This window comes from Photobacterium sp. ABD4_091 (assembly GCF_056160145.1).
This window is the reverse complement of the sequence record NZ_JBSWWQ010000003.1, coordinates 488031-504910: the sequence shown is the minus strand read 5'-3', so window position 1 is coordinate 504910 and position 16880 is coordinate 488031. Positions and strand designations below refer to the sequence as shown.

At 49.2% G+C, this 16880-nt stretch carries 13 protein-coding genes; 3 read left to right on the top strand and 10 right to left on the bottom strand.

Features of this window, described 5'->3' with window-relative positions; all coding sequences use genetic code 11:
- Positions 1 to 311: 311 nt before the first annotated feature.
- From ACXAGQ_RS23720 to ACXAGQ_RS23710, 3 genes are read left to right on the top strand one after another with little or no spacing between them, the layout of a single operon-like run.
- A complete protein-coding gene (locus ACXAGQ_RS23720; protein ID WP_475257275.1) occupies positions 312 to 1643 on the top strand; it encodes an aspartate aminotransferase family protein in 1332 nt (443 codons plus the stop codon).
- 47 nt (positions 1644 to 1690) lie between these two features.
- Positions 1691 to 2542, top strand: coding sequence for a beta-keto acid cleavage family enzyme (locus ACXAGQ_RS23715; RefSeq protein WP_475257274.1), 852 nt, complete (start codon positions 1691 to 1693; stop codon positions 2540 to 2542).
- 57 nt (positions 2543 to 2599) lie between these two features.
- Positions 2600 to 3571 (top strand): TAXI family TRAP transporter solute-binding subunit, encoded by a 972-nt coding sequence (locus ACXAGQ_RS23710; RefSeq protein WP_475257273.1) that lies wholly within the window; start codon positions 2600 to 2602, stop codon positions 3569 to 3571.
- A gap of 121 nt (positions 3572 to 3692) precedes the next feature.
- Here ACXAGQ_RS23710 and ACXAGQ_RS23705 read toward each other — a convergent pair whose 3' ends face one another.
- The 10 genes from ACXAGQ_RS23705 to ACXAGQ_RS23660 form a co-directional block, all read right to left on the bottom strand.
- On the bottom strand, positions 3693 to 5165 hold the full coding sequence (locus ACXAGQ_RS23705; protein ID WP_475257271.1) for a C69 family dipeptidase: 1473 nt from the start codon (positions 5163 to 5165) through the stop codon (positions 3693 to 3695).
- Positions 5166 to 6057: 892 nt separating this feature from the next.
- Positions 6058 to 6960: a LysR substrate-binding domain-containing protein gene (locus ACXAGQ_RS23700; RefSeq protein ID WP_475257269.1), complete on the bottom strand. Its 903-nt coding sequence runs from the start codon at positions 6958 to 6960 to the stop codon at positions 6058 to 6060.
- Between the two features lie 222 nt (positions 6961 to 7182).
- Complete coding sequence (locus ACXAGQ_RS23695) at positions 7183 to 7395, bottom strand: hypothetical protein (protein ID WP_475257268.1); 213 nt, start codon at positions 7393 to 7395, stop codon at positions 7183 to 7185.
- A gap of 254 nt (positions 7396 to 7649) precedes the next feature.
- The gene (locus ACXAGQ_RS23690; protein ID WP_475257267.1) at positions 7650 to 8633 is read right to left on the bottom strand and encodes an OmpG porin family protein; all 984 of its coding nucleotides are present in this window, start codon (positions 8631 to 8633) and stop codon (positions 7650 to 7652) included.
- A gap of 231 nt (positions 8634 to 8864) precedes the next feature.
- Entirely contained in the window at positions 8865 to 9998 is a 1134-nt protein-coding gene (locus ACXAGQ_RS23685) for an ABC transporter ATP-binding protein (RefSeq protein WP_475257265.1), read from the bottom strand.
- Positions 9999 to 10022: 24 nt separating this feature from the next.
- A complete protein-coding gene (gene pgmB, locus ACXAGQ_RS23680) occupies positions 10023 to 10658 on the bottom strand; it encodes a beta-phosphoglucomutase (RefSeq protein WP_475257264.1) in 636 nt (211 codons plus the stop codon).
- Complete coding sequence (locus ACXAGQ_RS23675) at positions 10651 to 12993, bottom strand: glycoside hydrolase family 65 protein (RefSeq protein ID WP_475257262.1); 2343 nt, start codon at positions 12991 to 12993, stop codon at positions 10651 to 10653. Before ACXAGQ_RS23675 ends, pgmB begins: the two co-directional genes overlap by 8 nt.
- 15 nt (positions 12994 to 13008) lie before the next feature.
- Positions 13009 to 14421 carry a carbohydrate ABC transporter permease gene (locus ACXAGQ_RS23670; RefSeq protein WP_475257261.1) on the bottom strand — a complete coding sequence of 471 codons (1413 nt, stop codon included), beginning with the start codon at positions 14419 to 14421 and terminating at the stop codon, positions 13009 to 13011.
- Positions 14414 to 15508: a carbohydrate ABC transporter permease gene (locus ACXAGQ_RS23665; protein ID WP_475257259.1), complete on the bottom strand. Its 1095-nt coding sequence runs from the start codon at positions 15506 to 15508 to the stop codon at positions 14414 to 14416. The genes ACXAGQ_RS23670 and ACXAGQ_RS23665 overlap by 8 nt, the downstream gene beginning before the upstream one ends.
- Before the next feature lie 12 nt (positions 15509 to 15520).
- Positions 15521 to 16756, bottom strand: coding sequence for a type 2 periplasmic-binding domain-containing protein (locus tag ACXAGQ_RS23660; protein WP_475257257.1), 1236 nt, complete (start codon positions 16754 to 16756; stop codon positions 15521 to 15523).
- Positions 16757 to 16880 lie beyond the last annotated feature (124 nt).

The following is a 16880-nucleotide window of genomic DNA, read 5'->3' as shown; positions in this document are numbered from 1 at the left end:
GATTATGCACCATCAACGTAAACGCTTACGTTAACCCGATCACATTAAAGAAAACAACAGTATCAACAAAGTGCAAAAAACAGCAATTTTAGTTATTTACCCTCTTCACCATTGGCTTAAAGCCATTAAAATCTCACCTAAACACGCCAGCACAACGTAAAATTTACGAAAAACTCCTGAAATTTAGCTATAACCATGCTTTTCTTGCCCCCCTATTCTTTTTCCTCATACCCCTGCACTTTTATTCGTTTGCCACAGTGTCTGGGTTCGCTCAACAATCAAGTCACTAACGATATGCAAGGAATCTAATAATGAGCCATGTTTTCCACCGCCATTGCCATATGCCGCTCCCCACAGTGGTTAGTGGGCAAGGGATATACCTGACTGATAGCGAAGGAAAGCAATACCTCGATGGTTGCGGTGGCGCTGCAGTCTCGAATTTGGGCCATAACCACCTAAGGATAAAAGCGGCCATCAGCCAACAGTTAGAGAGCATTCCTTATGTCCATTCCGGTTTTTTCACCAGCAATAGCAGTGAGCAGCTGGCTAAACGACTGGCAGAGCTTGCACCTGACGCCTTGAACCACACTTACTTTGTCAGCGGCGGATCCGAAGCGGTAGAAGCGGCGTTGAAATTGGCACGGCAATACTTTGTCGAGAAGGGTAAACCAACGAAAAGCCACTTCATCGCCCGTCGACAGAGCTATCATGGCAATACCCTCGGTGCACTTTCGGTCGGTGGTAATGAGTGGCGGCGAGAGCCTTTCAGGCCGATACTCTCGGCAGCCCACCATATAGCCCCTTGCTATGCTTACCGCGATCAGCTGCCGGGAGAATCAGAGCTGGCTTACAGCCTTAGGGTCGCGAATGAGCTAGAACAACAGATCTTAGAGCTAGGAGCCGACAACGTAATGGCATTCATAGCCGAGCCGGTGGTCGGTGCAACCGCAGGGGCGCTGCCTGCCACCGCTGGCTATTTCAAGCGGATCAGGGAGATTTGTGATACTTATGATGTGTTACTGATCCTTGATGAGGTAATGTGCGGTATCGGCCGTACCGGTACCTTTTTCGCCTTTGAGCAAGAAGGCATCGTGCCTGACATCGTCACAGTTGCCAAAGGGCTTGGTGCTGGTTACCAGCCAATTGGCGCCGCCATCGTCCATGACAGCATCTACCAGGCCATCGCAGACGGTTCCGGTTTTTTCCAGCACGGCCACACTTTTATGGGGCACCCGATGGCATGTGCCGCAGCACTGGCAACCGTCGATACCATTGTCGATGACGGCCTACTCGATAACGTCAAACTTCGTGGCAAGCAACTCATATCAAAACTCAACAAAACCTTGGGGGGATTGCCCTACATCGGAGATATCCGGGGCAAAGGGCTGTTTATCGGCATAGAATTAGTCGTAGACAAACGATCGAAAGCTCCGCTGCCCATCCATTCACAGGCGCACAAGGCCATAAAATCAGCCGCCATGACCAACGGGCTGATGTGCTATCCAATGTCTGGCACGATAGACGGCAAAACTGGTCACCACATATTGCTTGCGCCGCCTTTCATTATCGAAGAGCACCAACTGGATGAACTGGTCCACAAGCTCCATGCCTCATTATTACAAGCGTCAGCACAGTGGATGTAGTTGCTGGGCTATGGGGTATGTTTAAAAGACAGGAAAGGAACAAACTAATGGAAAACAGGCTCTCTATCGGTCAGACAGCGATAATTGTGGCGCCTAACGGGGCAAGGAAAAACAAGGCCGACCACCCAGCCCTGCCAATGGCGCAGCAGGAAATCATCGACGAGGTTATCGCCTGCCGCGACGCAGGGGCGGCGATGGTACACCTCCATGCCAGGGATAAAGAAGGCAAGCATTCTTTGGCGATCGACGATAACCTCCACCTCTACCAAGCTCTAAAAGAGCAAGTGGGTGAAAGCATTATTGTCCAGTTAACCACGGAAGCTGTCGGGCAATACTCCCCCAACCAACAGATGGCCTTGATCAACGAAGTAAGGCCGGAAGCGGCCTCCTTGGCGCTTAGCGAATTAATCCCCGAACGCCACCACAATGATATTGCCTACCTTGATAAGGCAAGCGGCTTTTTCCACGGGATTGCCGAGCAGGGGATCATCGCCCAATACATTCTCTACAGCCCGCAAGATCTCGAACGCTACTTTGCGATGCTAGAACAAGGGCTACTGCCTGCCTATAACCACCATATCTTGCTGGTGCTTGGCCGCTACGACAAACACCAAATCGCCTCACCGCAAGATCTCTCACCTTTCCTGCAACAGCGGTTGTTTGACCATGAAAAACGCTGGGCAGTTTGCGCTTTTGGAAAATATGAACACCTTTGCCTGACAGCGTCTATGATTATGGGTGGAGATATTCGAGTTGGCTTTGAAAATAACCATGTTAATCATCAAGGTACATTAGTCTCAAGCAACGCAGAACAAGTGGCTAACCTTGCCGAAACCGCCACGCAAATAGGTCTCGCAACCCTTGATGCTAACCATTTTCGCCAGCTTCTCACTGCTTAGCCAGGAGCAGTAACATTGGCTTTGCTTTTTGCGTATAACTCATCAAAAGGGACTTCTATGGGATCTATCAACAAGCTTCTTGCCTACACCGGCGCCGCTGTTTTACTGGGTACCTCAACGCTATCATTTGCCGAAAGCCGTTTTGTCACCATAGGTACCGGTGGCGTGACTGGGGTGTATTACCCAACAGGTGGGGCAATCTGCCGCTTGGTCAATAAAGACAGAAAAGATCACAATATCCGCTGCTCGGTCGAAAGTACCGGTGGCTCCATCTACAACATCAATACTATCCGTGCCGGTGAGCTCGATCTGGGTATCGCCCAGTCTGACTGGCAATACCATGCCTACAACGGCACCAGCAAGTTTGCCGACAACGGGGCATACAAAGATCTGCGTGCTGTATTCTCTATCCATCCAGAACCGTTCACCATCGTTGCCCGCGCCGATTCGGGGATCAAGACCTTCGAAGATCTCAAAGGCAAGCGCGTCAATATTGGTAACCCTGGCTCAGGCCAACGCGGTACCATGGAAGTGCTGATGGAAAGATATGACTGGAAAATGGGTGACTTCAAACTGGCTTCCGAGCTAAAAGCCTCTGAGCAGTCAAAAGCACTTTGCGACAACAAGATCGATGCCATGATCTACACCGTCGGCCACCCAAGTGGTGCTATCAAAGAAGCCACAACGTCTTGCGATAGCAAAATCATTACCGTTGCCGGTGACAAGGTGAACAAGCTGATTGAGGACAACAGCTTCTACCGCGTCGCAACAGTACCTGGCGGTATGTACAAAGGCAACGCCATTGATGTCACTACCTTTGGTGTGGGTGCGACATTCGTTTCCTCAACCTCAGTCTCTGACGACGTAGTGTACAACATCGTCAAATCGGTATTCGAAAACTTTGACGACTTCAAGAAACTCCACCCAGCCTTTGCCCACTTGAAGAAAGAAGAAATGATCCGAGACGGTCTTTCTGCCCCGCTACACCCTGGTGCAGCGAAATACTACAAAGAAGTTGGCTTGATGTAATTTGATTATCAGCATGACATGCTTGAACCAAAAAAGAGCGCCTATGCGCTCTTTTTATTGATGGCAAACATTTCAGAAATAATAAGGTTAAGTGCAGCAGACTTACTCAAACAATGATTAGTTAAAGACTCATGATCTTCTTGAACTCTTCTTCGCTATATTTTTTCTCGGTGCTCTTGGTTAGGTCCGTCATCATCTTGTAGCGAATCTCTGTCGCCATGCTCAAGGTACGCTGCAGCTGACCGTATGAAAAATCCGATGCCATTTCTACCGCCGTCGCCTTATCCTGGTTGTACATATCTTTGAGCAACATATCCATATTGCTGACTTGCTTGTACAGTTTGCTCTCTTCCTTGTCCCAGGTCGCTTTGAGCATCGGCAGGTACTTATCCGGGTTAGCCGTTGCCAGTGCGGTCAGGCTGCGGAACTGCCAGTATGCCGAATCATCACTGTAAGTATCCGTCCCCACCGTGTAAGGCGTCGGGTATTCTTGCAGGCTAGTGTATAGCGGCACCAGTACAGACTCGGACAGCACACCGTAGCTCTGCCAGATGATCCCCTGGAATTCCTGCGGCATGTCAGGGCGAAGCTGAATAATATGCGACTCAAGCTGGCGTTCTACTCGAATAGGCCTCTCACCTTTGTCAGCCAGTTTTGTTCCCTCATAGGTTGAGCCCAAAACACTGGCGACATCTTTTACTGAAATCTTATCATCAGGCTTCATGAACAGTGGATACTGCTGCTCACGGGTATCTTGTACCTGTGAAGGTGTCAGCATCGACTGTCCCAACCACTCACGGTCGACATTGTAGACATCACCAATCACCCCGAAGGCTTTGGCGAAGTTGAACGAGCTGGCATCTGGCTTATCAAGCAGCTTGTGCTGCTTAACAAAATCCAGCAGCCCTTCTGAGTGCATCACATCCTTCGCATCAAGATCAACACCATGGGTACGTAAACCATTGGCGATCATCGCATAGCTATCATCCGGCACTTTCACCGCAATCCAGTGGTGGCCCGAGCCGATTTCAAACAGCCAAGCTTCATTAACATCGGCAATGTACAAGCTGTTCCCTTCGCCAGCACCATACTCTTCAATGTATTGACCCAGCAGTTCGACCCCTTGCTTGGCGGTTTTCACCTGCGGCAGGATAAGTGTAGGAATCACTGCTTCAATAATCCCTGGCTTCACTAATGGATCAGCTTTAGCGGCTTTTTCATTGACCTCGGCACTGGTGGTAGCAGAGACGGCAACGTTGTACTGGTTGATACCGCGCTCTTCGTAATACTTGCCTTCTTTATCGACCGTCAGCGCATCCCAATCAGGAATTGCCGAGTAAGCGTAAAACTGGGTAGGCATTGGCACAACCAGCCCGTTACCCAAGGTCCAATCGCCCTTCTCATTGATTTGCTGAGGGCGATAGGCAAGGTGTTTATTCCAGTTATTTATGCCAAAGTCTTCGTTGCGGGCAATCAGAATGCTGCCGTCTACCGAGGCACCCTTACCGACAATCAAACCCGTACACGCATTAGCACTCATGCTAAGTGCTGACAAAACGGCAGCACTCAACAGCGTAATAGACATCTTCTTCATCGTATCTCTCCTATGGTGTGAACACCTATTGGAATATTGAAATATTATTCAATTATTCTTTTTATTTTGATTAATTCAGCACAAAGACCGAATCATTAATCAAAATGCAGTGTAAACACAATCGGGGAGAATATTTGCTGATAAGATCACGAATAACGACTTAGGAGCATTAAACCACACCGAACTGTGAGTTCGGAACATCAAGGGTTAAAACGATTGATTGTCACCCGCTTAAATGATTTCTTTCCCAGAGTATCATTACTTTTACTAATGTAAGTTCTTTCTCCCTCTCTTCTAATTCACCTCGATTTATCCAAATCGCACCTTATATTGATAATTTTGCCAACAACTAAAGCCCCAATTAACCTGCCTATCAATACCCACCACTTTTTGTGAATAAAGTTACTTTCCGTGCAAGAACTTAACTTTCATTTCTGCGTACTTTTCTAACTCTGTCACAAATATGGAAATTTGTATCTTACGCGAGCGTCAAATTTCGCCGCGAAACCCTTTCTAGAGTGACTAGCCAAAAAACGAGGTGAAAAATGGAGCTAAAAACTGCTTACCTGATAACAGAAAACGATTCGCGCACACCTGGGCGTAAGTACAACGACATTAAAATATCTAATCTAATTGAAATTTTGAAATCCTACCGCAATACCAATATTCGCTATATCGTTTTTGACCACGACAAAAGGGAACTATTAAGGGGCTACCAGAGTTGCTTTCGGGTATCAGCCTCAACTGAGATAGGACAACAGCTCAAACGGTACTTGGCTAATAACTTAACTTGTTCACGTCAACTTATTATCAAGGAGACAGAGTGTATTATTAAAACAACACGAAGACCGTAGCCCCCGCGCAGCAACACTCTCAATCTATCCACCTAAGTCTAGGAATATTCAACACTCATCATCTCACTAAGCCACTGAGTAAACACACACACTTTGCGGGCATGGCGTTTATAGTGAGGCACAATCAGGTAATAGCCATAATGGCTGACCATGGCAGAATTGAGTGGGTTGAATAGCGACTGGTCAGCAAGTAAATCGTCGACCATAAAATCGGGCAAGAGAGCTAAGCCCAGCTGGTTTCTCACCGCCTCTAATGACAAATAGAAATGCTCAAACCCCACACCGTAGAAGTCCACTGGGAATGCAATGTCATGATGGATTTTGAACTGTTCCCATAATTGAGGACGGGTAACCTGCGGGAGGAAAACATGATTTGCTAAATCATCAAGGAGCCTGATTGGCTTTTGCTGTAACAGGTTGGCTGATGCCACCAGCCGGAGGGTTTCACAGCACAGGAGAATGGCATTGTCGTAATGTTTGGCGAGTGGTAAACAGCGAATGATAATGTCGTTGTCGGTGCTGATGTCAGTAACCTGGCCATCCCCCGTTTTCAAATGCACCTGGATATGGGGGAAGGCTTGGGCAAAACCGTTTATCTTTGGTATCAACCACAAGCTGGCAAATGAAGGCGTGACATTGACCGTTAATACTTCTTCAACTTGATCGAGTTGGCGCAGGCTGGCTGTCGCATTTTGCAGCGCTTCTAACGCTTCAGCAATCTGTGGGAGATATCGCAACCCCACACTGGATAACCGGATCCCGTTGAGGTGGCGTTCAAACAAAGGCTGGCCCAATTGCTGTTCTAGCTGGGCAATTTGCTTACTCACCGCCCCCTGGGTAAGGGATAGCTCTCTGGCAGCCTTGGAAAAGCTCAAATGATTGGCGACAGCGATAAAGGTTCGAAGCGCTCTTATCGAGGGAAGCTCTTTCATGTCTAACACAGCCGTTACCCTATTCCTTTAGGTCCAGCCATTAATTTATGGTTTAAATAGGCAATAGGCAATAGGCAATAGGCAATAGGCAATAGGCAATAGGCAATAGGCAATAGCACTATTAGGGGAGTATTCTGAAATACAATAAATAGCCAAACAGACTTTTTATATAAATAAAAAGCCTGCTTAAATTAATATCGCTTGCATTTTAAATGGCAAAATTAAAACTAATTAATTCGGTTTTACGAGGCTGCCGCCTTTGGCATAACACATATTTTGCTGCAACATGATGGCTTTACCATCGATATAACAAACTTGATAGGACTCTGAATGCCTACCAGAAATACTGCCATTGTCTGAAGAGGAACTAGAAGAACTTGATGATGAAGCCAAAACCCCAAATGCTGGTACCACCAAAACTAACGCCAATAATAGTTTTTTCATCATATACCCCACATCCGTATATAGCGGCATTATTGCCTACACAATGAGTGTAGCGAATAAAAAGATGTGTGATATACGTAAATTCATGCATATTCGCGTAAACTTCAGCTTGCAGTAAGGTTTAGTTTACGTCCAATATACATTCTTAATTAATTTTCTCTTAATAAATATAACAGTAACTTATTATATTTGTTGAATTTGTTATTCCAGGCTGCGAAAACAGCCTGAAATTATCAATAGTAAAATAGGGAAAATTAGAAGTTGTAGTTAATACCGGCAATAAATAGCGGGATGTAACCATCGAACTCAGTGTTCTTGTTGTCTTCGAACTGGATATCTTTATAGCTCACTTCACCAAAGACACGCCAGCTGCTGTTCAGTGCATAGTTCGCAGAGATACCTAGCTTCCAGTAGTCTTCAGACCACTCGTGGGCACCAGTACGGTCATTTTCTTTTTCAAATTTACCGAATTCACCCCAGAATGATGCACTTAAGTCACCCCAGCTGTACCAAATACCTGGCTTGATGATGGTCTCTGTTTCAACAAAGTTATCACCTGATTTTGGCTTAAGTGTACCTTCTTGGTAGCGGAAGTTCAGCCATGCTCCCATGTTATCGGCAATTTTATAGCCGAAACCAGGTTCGATTTCCCAGTAAGGGAACTCACTGCTACCACGGTTGTATTCTACGTGGTACATCGCATAACCATGGATATCTAGGCGATCGGTAATGTTGTAGTTACCAAATACCTTAGCTTCCGGTGTTGTACGCTTGTCGATAGATTCACCGGCAAGTTTTACACCCCAGCCAACACTACCCCAGTCTTGGCCGTAGCTGCGGTTTGCCCAGATTTCCTGGATTGAGTTAACACCTCGGTCGTAGTCAGCATGTTTCAAGTTACCGTTGAACAGCTCTTCACGCGCTGAGTAAAAGCCAAAATCCCAGCCAGGAAGATCATCATGGCGGAAGCTACCCTGTGCCAGGGTATATTTCAGTTTACCTTCGCTTACTCCGTCATCACGGATCACGCGTTCTACTTCAATATTGGTTCCTAACGTACCATGGAGGCGACCCTCTTCTTTCGCCGGTGCGTTAGTTGCCGTTAGCAGCTCTGCTTTAGAAGCCTCGTTTTCCAGACGGACTAGCGTTGATTGGTTTTCTGCTTCCTGTTCAGTTTCCGCTAAGGCTTGTCCAGAGAAAATGAGTGCCAAGCTCATTGCCACGACTGTTTTATTCATAATATTTCCCTATTATAATTTTGCGTACAGTAGATGTTTTGCCCGCGCCAACGGGCAGAGTATTGTTGTCCTGCAAACAGACTCGCATGCTGTCAGGACAATTTTTTCAACCTGCGCCAACAGGTTGAGGAATACTTAAACGTCAATGAGTTAACTCAGACGTTGGATATTAAGCCCGCCGCCAAGCGGGCTTTTTATTTTGACTTTCAGACGCTCTTCGTCAGAACCGAATTAACTGGCCTGGCGAACTTGTGGCGGTAAGGTAATTAAATCGTCCAGCGTAAAGCTACGGGTAAATGCCTTGCCCTTGCTATCAAACAAGTGACATTTTTCCGCCGGAATATGGATATTCAGGTGCTGGCCCACTTCCACATGCACGGTGCCCGGTACACGTACCAGAACCTCCTGTCCACCGCGCAGCAGCGTGGTGTAAAGCAGCGATTCAGTACCCAAACGTTCCATACCCTCAACGCGGACACCGACACCACTCTCAGCCAAGTGGATATCTTCCGGACGAATCCCCAGTGTCATCAAAGCGCCTTGAGTTGCCGCCTCGGCATTCACCTCCGCCTCAAAGGTGTAGTCGCCCACTTCAACAGTGGCGCGATCCTCTGTGGCATGCTTGAGTGTTGCCGGGATCAGGTTCATCTTCGGTGAGCCGATGAAGCCTGCGACAAACAGGGTTTTCGGGAAGTAGTAAAGATCCAGCGGTGAACCCACCTGCTCAACCAAACCGTCTTTCAGTACCACAATCTTGTCAGCCAGTGTCATGGCTTCTACCTGATCGTGAGTCACGTAAATCACGGTAGATTTAAGCTTCTTGTGGTAATCCGCCAACTGAAGACGCATGCGAACACGCAGTGCTGCGTCCAGATTCGACAATGGCTCATCGAGCAAGAACACCTTCGGGTCACGAACAATGGCACGGCCAATCGCCACACGCTGGCGCTGGCCTCCTGAAAGTTGGCTTGGGCGCTGACCCAGTAGCTTGGTCAGCTCCAACATCTCGGCCACGTTCTTCACTGCCTGCTCGATTTCCTCTTTAGGCTTCTTCGCCAGTTTGAGGCCAAAGGCAATGTTCTCGAACACTGTCATGTGCGGATATAGCGCGTAAGACTGGAACACCATGCCGATCCCGCGATCGGTCGGTGACAGGGTATTCACCAGGTCACCGTCGATCAGCATCTCGCCTGATGAAATTTCCTCAAGGCCTGCCACCATTCGCAGCATGGTCGATTTACCACAGCCTGATGGGCCGACGAAAACCGTAAATTCGCCATCTTCGATTACCAGGTTGGCATCCTTGATGATGTGGGCACCATCAGGATAGATTTTGTTGATGTTCTTAAGTTCTAAACGCGCCATTTTTTACCTCTGAATCCTTACTCGTTACGCCAAAATCTGCGATACCACTAGCTTACTGGTGTCTGCACAAACCCAGTCCGCATGGCCAACACGCTCTTTCGGCCCGATGCCAACAACCTTCATACCCGCTTCTTTCGCAGCATCAACACCGGCTTCAGCATCTTCCACTACGATACACTCATCGGCGTTAACACCCACCTGGCCCGCTGCGTGGATGAATACATCTGGCGCAGGCTTAGAGCGGTTTACCGACCAGCCATCACCAATTGCATCAAACAATGGCGTCAGGCCCAAACGGTGCAGGATTGGGCGGGCATTCTTGCTTGCCGATGCCAGCGCAACCTTGATACCGCGCGCATTAAGCTCAAGCAGGAACTGTTCGATGCCCGGTAGCACATCTGCTGCCGTGATAGAGCTCAGCAGCTCAACGTAGTAGTTGTTCTTACGCTCCATCAGGTCAGCGATTTTCTCCTCGCTGATCTCACGGCCGTTAAGAATAATTTCCAATGATGCACGGCGAGATACGCCGCGCAGCTGTTCATTGATTTCACGATCGAAGTAGTAACCTTCTTCGTCGGCCATACGCTGCCACGCTTTGTAATGCAGCTCAGCGGTATCGGTGATCACACCATCCAGGTCGAAAATAAATGCCTTACACATTGAAAGTTACCTCAGTCGATTCGATAACACGTGGCTCACCTGCCACTTCGATTTCCAGTGCCTGACCTGTAAATTCAGGGCGGACAATTTGTACTGTTTCCTGATCGACAGTGACTTCTAGACGCTCGCCTTTCCAGTAGATTGGGAAGTTCAGGCTGTCCCACTGCTTAGGTAGGTTAGGGTTGATGCGAAGCTTGCCGCCCAGCATACGAACGCCACCGAAGCCGTATACCACACACTGCCACATACCGCCGATAGACGCCGCGTGGATACCGTGATCAGAGCTCTTCATGTTCTGGCCAATATCGATGCCTGCCGCCTGCTGGTATAGGTCGTAAGACAGTTCAGCGTTGCCTACATCCGAAGCCAATACCGAGTGGGTAGACAGGCTCAGCGACGAGTCATGCAGTGTCTTCGGCTCGTAGTAGTTCCAGTTCGCCAGCTTGGTTTCCAGGTCGAACTTGTCTTCCTGCTGCAGGAACAGCACCATGATGTCGGCCTGCTTGGAAACCTGCATCTCGTTAACCTGCTCAAGGTTGTAGTCCTGGAACAGGCCACCAACGAATGGCTGCTCTTTGTACTTGGTCAGATCGATGATTTCTTTCTGTAGGTAAGTGTCATCCTGCGGGATTACCTTATCTTCAGGGCGCGGCTGTGGCAGGTAAACGTTATCGACGCGCTCTAGCCACATCTTGCGTGCTTCTACTAGGTTCAGCTTGTCAGACAGTTTCGCCAGTAGCTCTGGGTTAGACTGCTCAAGGTCTTCGTAGTAGCGGATCGCCAGCTTGATGTTTTCCACCGCCATGTAGTTGGTGAAGGCGTTGTTATCGATGTGCTCTTTGTACTCATCCGGACCGATTACGTTACAAATACCCCACATGTTGCGATCTTCCAGCCACTCCAGGCGGCTAGTCCAGAAAGTCGCGGTATCGAACATGATCTCGTAGCCCATGTCATCCATGAACTTCTGGTCACCGGTGATCTGGTAGTACTGCCATAGGGCATAAGTGATGTCACAAGTGATGTGCTGCTCGATAAAGCCAGACCAGATCTTGGTTGATTTACCAGTGATGATGTCAACGGCACCCCATACAGGCGTTACTTCTTCACCTGTTAGTGCTGATTCCCATGGGAACTGCGCACCAATGTAGCCGTTGTCTTTCGCTTTCTTGCGCGCGCCATCTAGAGTCTTGAAGCGGTACTCAAGCAGGCTGCGAGCAACTTCAGGCATGGTGTAGATGAAGAACGGCAACATGAATACTTCTGTATCCCAGAACGAGTGGCCTTTGTAGCCTTCGCCAGACAGGCCTTTCGCGCCGATACCGAAGCGAGAGTCGTGCATTGGGGTAAAGATGTTTAGCTGGTACTGGGCGAAACGGATTGCCAACTGGTCAAAGTCAGAGCCACCGATAGTGATGTTCATGCCTGCCCAGCGCTTGTCCCACTCTGCCGCACTTTCTTCAAGTAGCTCATCAAAGCTGCGGTCAGCGTTAGTCTTAAGGTTTGTCAGTGCGTGGTCACGTAGCGACTGTAGCTCGTAGCCTTCAACATCGAACTGCTTGTCGCGAGATGTGTGTACTACACCGACTTTTTCCGTACCGAACGTTTCACCCGCTTTCAGGTCGTGGTGGATGTTCAGCCATACTTTACGGCGGTCCATCTGTAGGCCCGGGTCGATTTCAGTCTCTTGGCCGTTGACGAAGTAGCGGTGTGACGTCAGGAAGACGAAATCTACCTTGCTTTCAGTGGTGTGCTGCAGAAGCTCGATGAAACGCTTGTCGTAAATACGCTTTTCGCCTTCGTGGAAGTGCTGTGCGCCAGAGTTCGAAAGCTGGGCATCAACACCCGAGCGGATTTCGATTTTCGCATCGCTGTCCAGGGCTTTCACCTGCACATCAAATGCCATCAGGTGAAGGTTCGCTTGTGAGAAGAAGCGACGGAAGCGCATCTCGAAGCTCTTGCCTTCGGTATTTTTCCATGTGAACTCACGAGTCAGCTCGCCGTTTTTCACGTTCAAGCGGCGTGAATAGTTGCTCACTTCGCCTGCTTCAAGGTGGAAGCGGCGGCCGTCGATGAAGATTTCAATCGCACTCATGTCAGCTGCGTTTGGCAGTTCAGTTACTTCTTCTTCATCGAACTTGTTGTACGTACCAGCAACGAACAGGTTGCGAGTCTGGCCAACGTATTTTTCTTCCGTTGCACTACGCGCACCCATGTAGCCGTTACCTTGGCTCATAACAACTTCACATTTGCCTTGGAATGCTGAGTCAAACGCGGTTTCCTCAACGATCCAGTTTTTCAGTTCGCCTTGACCAGCGTTGTAGTTCATAAACATCGTAAAATTTCCTAATTAACCTTTAACAGCGGAAGAAATATCGTTACCAACGAAGTAACGTTGGAAAATAATGAAAACAATCAGTACAGGGATCGTGGACAGGAAGGCCCCGGCCAGGATCAGGTTCCAGTCGCCTGCAACACCGTAAGCGTTACGTAGGCTCAATAGACCAACAGGTAGCGTGTAGGCGTCTGTCGGGCTGTTGATAACCACCAGCGGCCAGAAGAAATCATTCCATGCGCCCTGGAAGCCCAGGATGGTCACCGACATGATGGCCGGCTTCGCCAGCGGCATGAAAATACGGAACAAAATAGTGGCTGGGTTGGCACCGTCGACAATCGCGGCTTCTTCCAGCTCCTTCGGCACACTCTCGAAGAACTGCTTCATGATCAGTACCTGCCCGGAAGCCACAATGGCGGTTATCACGGCCCACGGCGTATTGAGCAAGCCAATGTCACGGTAGATCAGGTAGTTCGAAATAAAAGTCACCTGACCCGGTACCATCATGCTCAGCAGCATGAACGCAAACACAAAGCGCGCACCGGTAAACTTCAATCGCGCCAAGGCATAACCTGCTGTACAAGCAAAGAACAGGGTCAGCAGTACCTTGCCGAAAGCGATGAAGAACGAGTTCATGGTCCAGCTCATAAACAGGCTCTTGCCGGTCTCAAGGCTAACTGACTCGGTGTAAACCCTTACGTAACTCTTGAACACATAACCAATCACACCCGGCGCAAGGTTGTCCCATGCGGCGACTCGGCCACGGCGCTCCATGCGGTTTGGTGACAAGGTGCTATCCACCAGCACCTGTCCACGAGGGGCTGTAATGTTGAGCGGCAAGGTATCCACGACAGGGCCATCACCTTCATAGCGGACAGTGAACTCCCATGTCGCGCTGTTGCCTTGACGGGTAAACTCACGCTTACCGCGTTGCTCGACAAACGTAACGTCGCTAGCCTCACCGATAAGCTTTGGCTCAGAAACTACGGCGTAATCGGCCGCAAACTCGGTGGTAATAGCCGCGGCCATGCCGGTACCCGGACGGCGGCGAGGCACTTCAATCACCGGGATAGCAAGCTCGTCACCCTCTTCGACTGCGTAAGTCACCTGGAAAGTGATATCCGCACCCGGAGCAAAACCTCCGAACCATGGGGCATTATTGCCGTCATTACCCAGCTGGTAAGCTGCCGACCAGTTGGCAGGCTGTACCTGGGCAAAGTTGAACTTGAACGGCTGCTCCAACGGGTCATCTTTCAGACTCGCCATGAAAGCGACCACAAACGTACCCAGCATCACGGTCGCAATCATCATCAGCGCGCCGTAAACCCAGGCCACCTTGGCCCAGCGACGGCGGGCGTGGAACTTACTGATTTGCTCCATGCTAACCGCAGGTTTGTCAGCCGGTTGTGCCAGTGCCAAATCAGACATCTGCTTTCTCCTTCACACCGAAAATTTTCTGTACATAGACCACTACCAAGGTAATGAAAGCCAGTACCAGTGATGCTGCACTTGCCATACCGATCTGCGGAGAACCGCCCGGTGGGAATGCATTGTGGTAAACGTAGTAAGCCAGCGTGATACGTGACTCTAGTGGTGCAGCTGAGCCCAACAGTGCAACCTGGTCGAACATCTGCAACGTACCGATGATGCCGAAGGTAATAACCACAAAGGTCACGGGAGCTAGCTGCGGAATAGTGATATGCCAGTGCTGCTGCCACTTTTTGGCGCCATCAATTCGGGTAGCTTCGTAAAGCTCCTCTGGGATCCCTTGCAAGCCAGCTAAAAACAGCAGCATGAAGGTTGGGATCGTGGTGTAGATGTTCTGGATAACAATCGCCCATAGCGTCAGTGGCATAGGGCCGACGTCTTCTCGAGTATTCAGCCAGTTCACTTCAACCACATGGCTTGAGGCTTCAACCAAACCTGTCATCGAGGCAATGAAGGTCACCACACCTGCAAACAAACAAGACAGGATGGCCCATGCCGGGTCAAACCAACTTGCCGGCAAACCGCGGATGCGGTCACGCCATACCAACACCAACTGGCTGGCCACGGCGGTAAGCACAAAGCAGGTCAAGTAAGGTGAATTCGCTGCAACCGAAGTCAGAAAGCCGTTGAGGTAGCCGTTTTTCTGGTAGAACCAAATGAAAATCAGCGTTACTGCGGCACTCGACAAAATACTCGGCAGGTAAAAAGCTGTTCGGAAGAAAGACTTACCGCGGATTTTGGAGTTGACCAAAATCGCCAAGCCCAATGCCAATACCGTTTGGATAACCGTCACTATCACCGAGAAGGCCACCGTGTTACCCAGTGCCAACAAGAACAAATCATCCTTGAACAAGGCGAAAAAGTTATCCAGGCCAACCCATACCGCCTCGGAAAACAGATCGTATTCCGTAAAACTAAAGTAAACGGTACGAACCAAGGCATATAAGAAGAAAACAACCAGGGTCAGAACGAATGGCCCAGCTAGCAGCCATCCGTAAACCTGTTCGCGTAAGCGAAGGGAATTCATTGCAAACCTCGCTTACTTGCCAGTCATGGCGTCATATTTCGCCTGAGCCATCTTGATCGCTTCGTCAGCGGTCATCTGCTCAAGCAAAACAGCATTCAGGGCTTCGTTCACTGGCTGCATCCAGTTCGAACCGTGCTGACCGAAGGCAAACGGCATCACGTGGCCACTAGAGGCACCATCGAAAATGGTTTTCGCTAGCTGGTTTTCCTGATCAGGTTGGGCAAAGTACTCCGCTTCTGACAGGTCAGCGCGGCTAGGTAGGGCAAGGCCTGAATCCAGTACCCAGCTCTGTGCTTTCTGGCTGGTCAGGATATCAACAGCCTTACGGGTCGCTTCGACATTGGCACCGTCACCATTGATGCCCCATGCAACCGTAAACAGCAGGTTGCCACGCTCGCCAGTCTTGCTGTCGATAGGCATCATGGTTGAGCCGTACTGCATATTCGGCGCTTTATCGCGCAGGTAACCACTGATCCAGTTACCTTCGATAGCCACTGCCGTCTCTTCGGTGCCTAAGCAACCGCCACCCCAGCTCTGACCGATATCAGACGCCAAGATGCCCACGCCTTCTGCTTTTAGCGAGGTGTAGAATTCGAACGCACGACGGAAATCATCATCAAGAATAGTCTGGCCATTTTCGTTAAATGGCTTCCAGCCAGTCGATAGCGCAAATGGAGCGAAACGTGCGTAGTCAGGCATCACACAGATACCAGAAACCTCATCGCCCAGCTCAGCTTTAATCGCTTTTAGCTTAGTCAGCAGATCTGCCCAAGAGTCTTTGTTAGTTGGGTAGTCAACACCCGCATCGTCGAAGATATCTTTGTTAAATTGCAGTGCTAAAGTATTGAAATCTTTAGCAACACCGTACTGCTTCTCTTCTAGGGTGAACGCTAGGTTCAGGTTAGGAAGGATTTGCTCTGAGACCTTGTCCAAGCTCTTGTCGTTTGCGGCAACCTTGCCAGAGTTAACCAACGCCTGCGCCATCAAAACATCAATGTAAAACGCATCCGGCGCCGTACCCGCAGACAAACCATTGATGATGTACTGCCCGAAGTCACTTTCAACCGGCATGTATTTAATGGCAATACCTGCCGCCTTGAAATCCTCAACCAGGACATCATTCACCAGTTTGTTCATGGCAACGACATCATTGCCGCCCCAACCCGCAATCGTCACTTCAGTTGCAGCCATTGTGTGGGAAGCCATGCCCGCTAACAGCAGAGATAACGCCAATGCTTTTTTGTTCATTGTTGTCCTCACCTTTTCGTCCAATCCGTAAATTCTGAGCTGAGTTTACGATCTAAACGTAAACGCTTACGTTAACAGGATCACAAAAACGTAATAGGCAGGGGGCATTTGCTATAGAGATAAA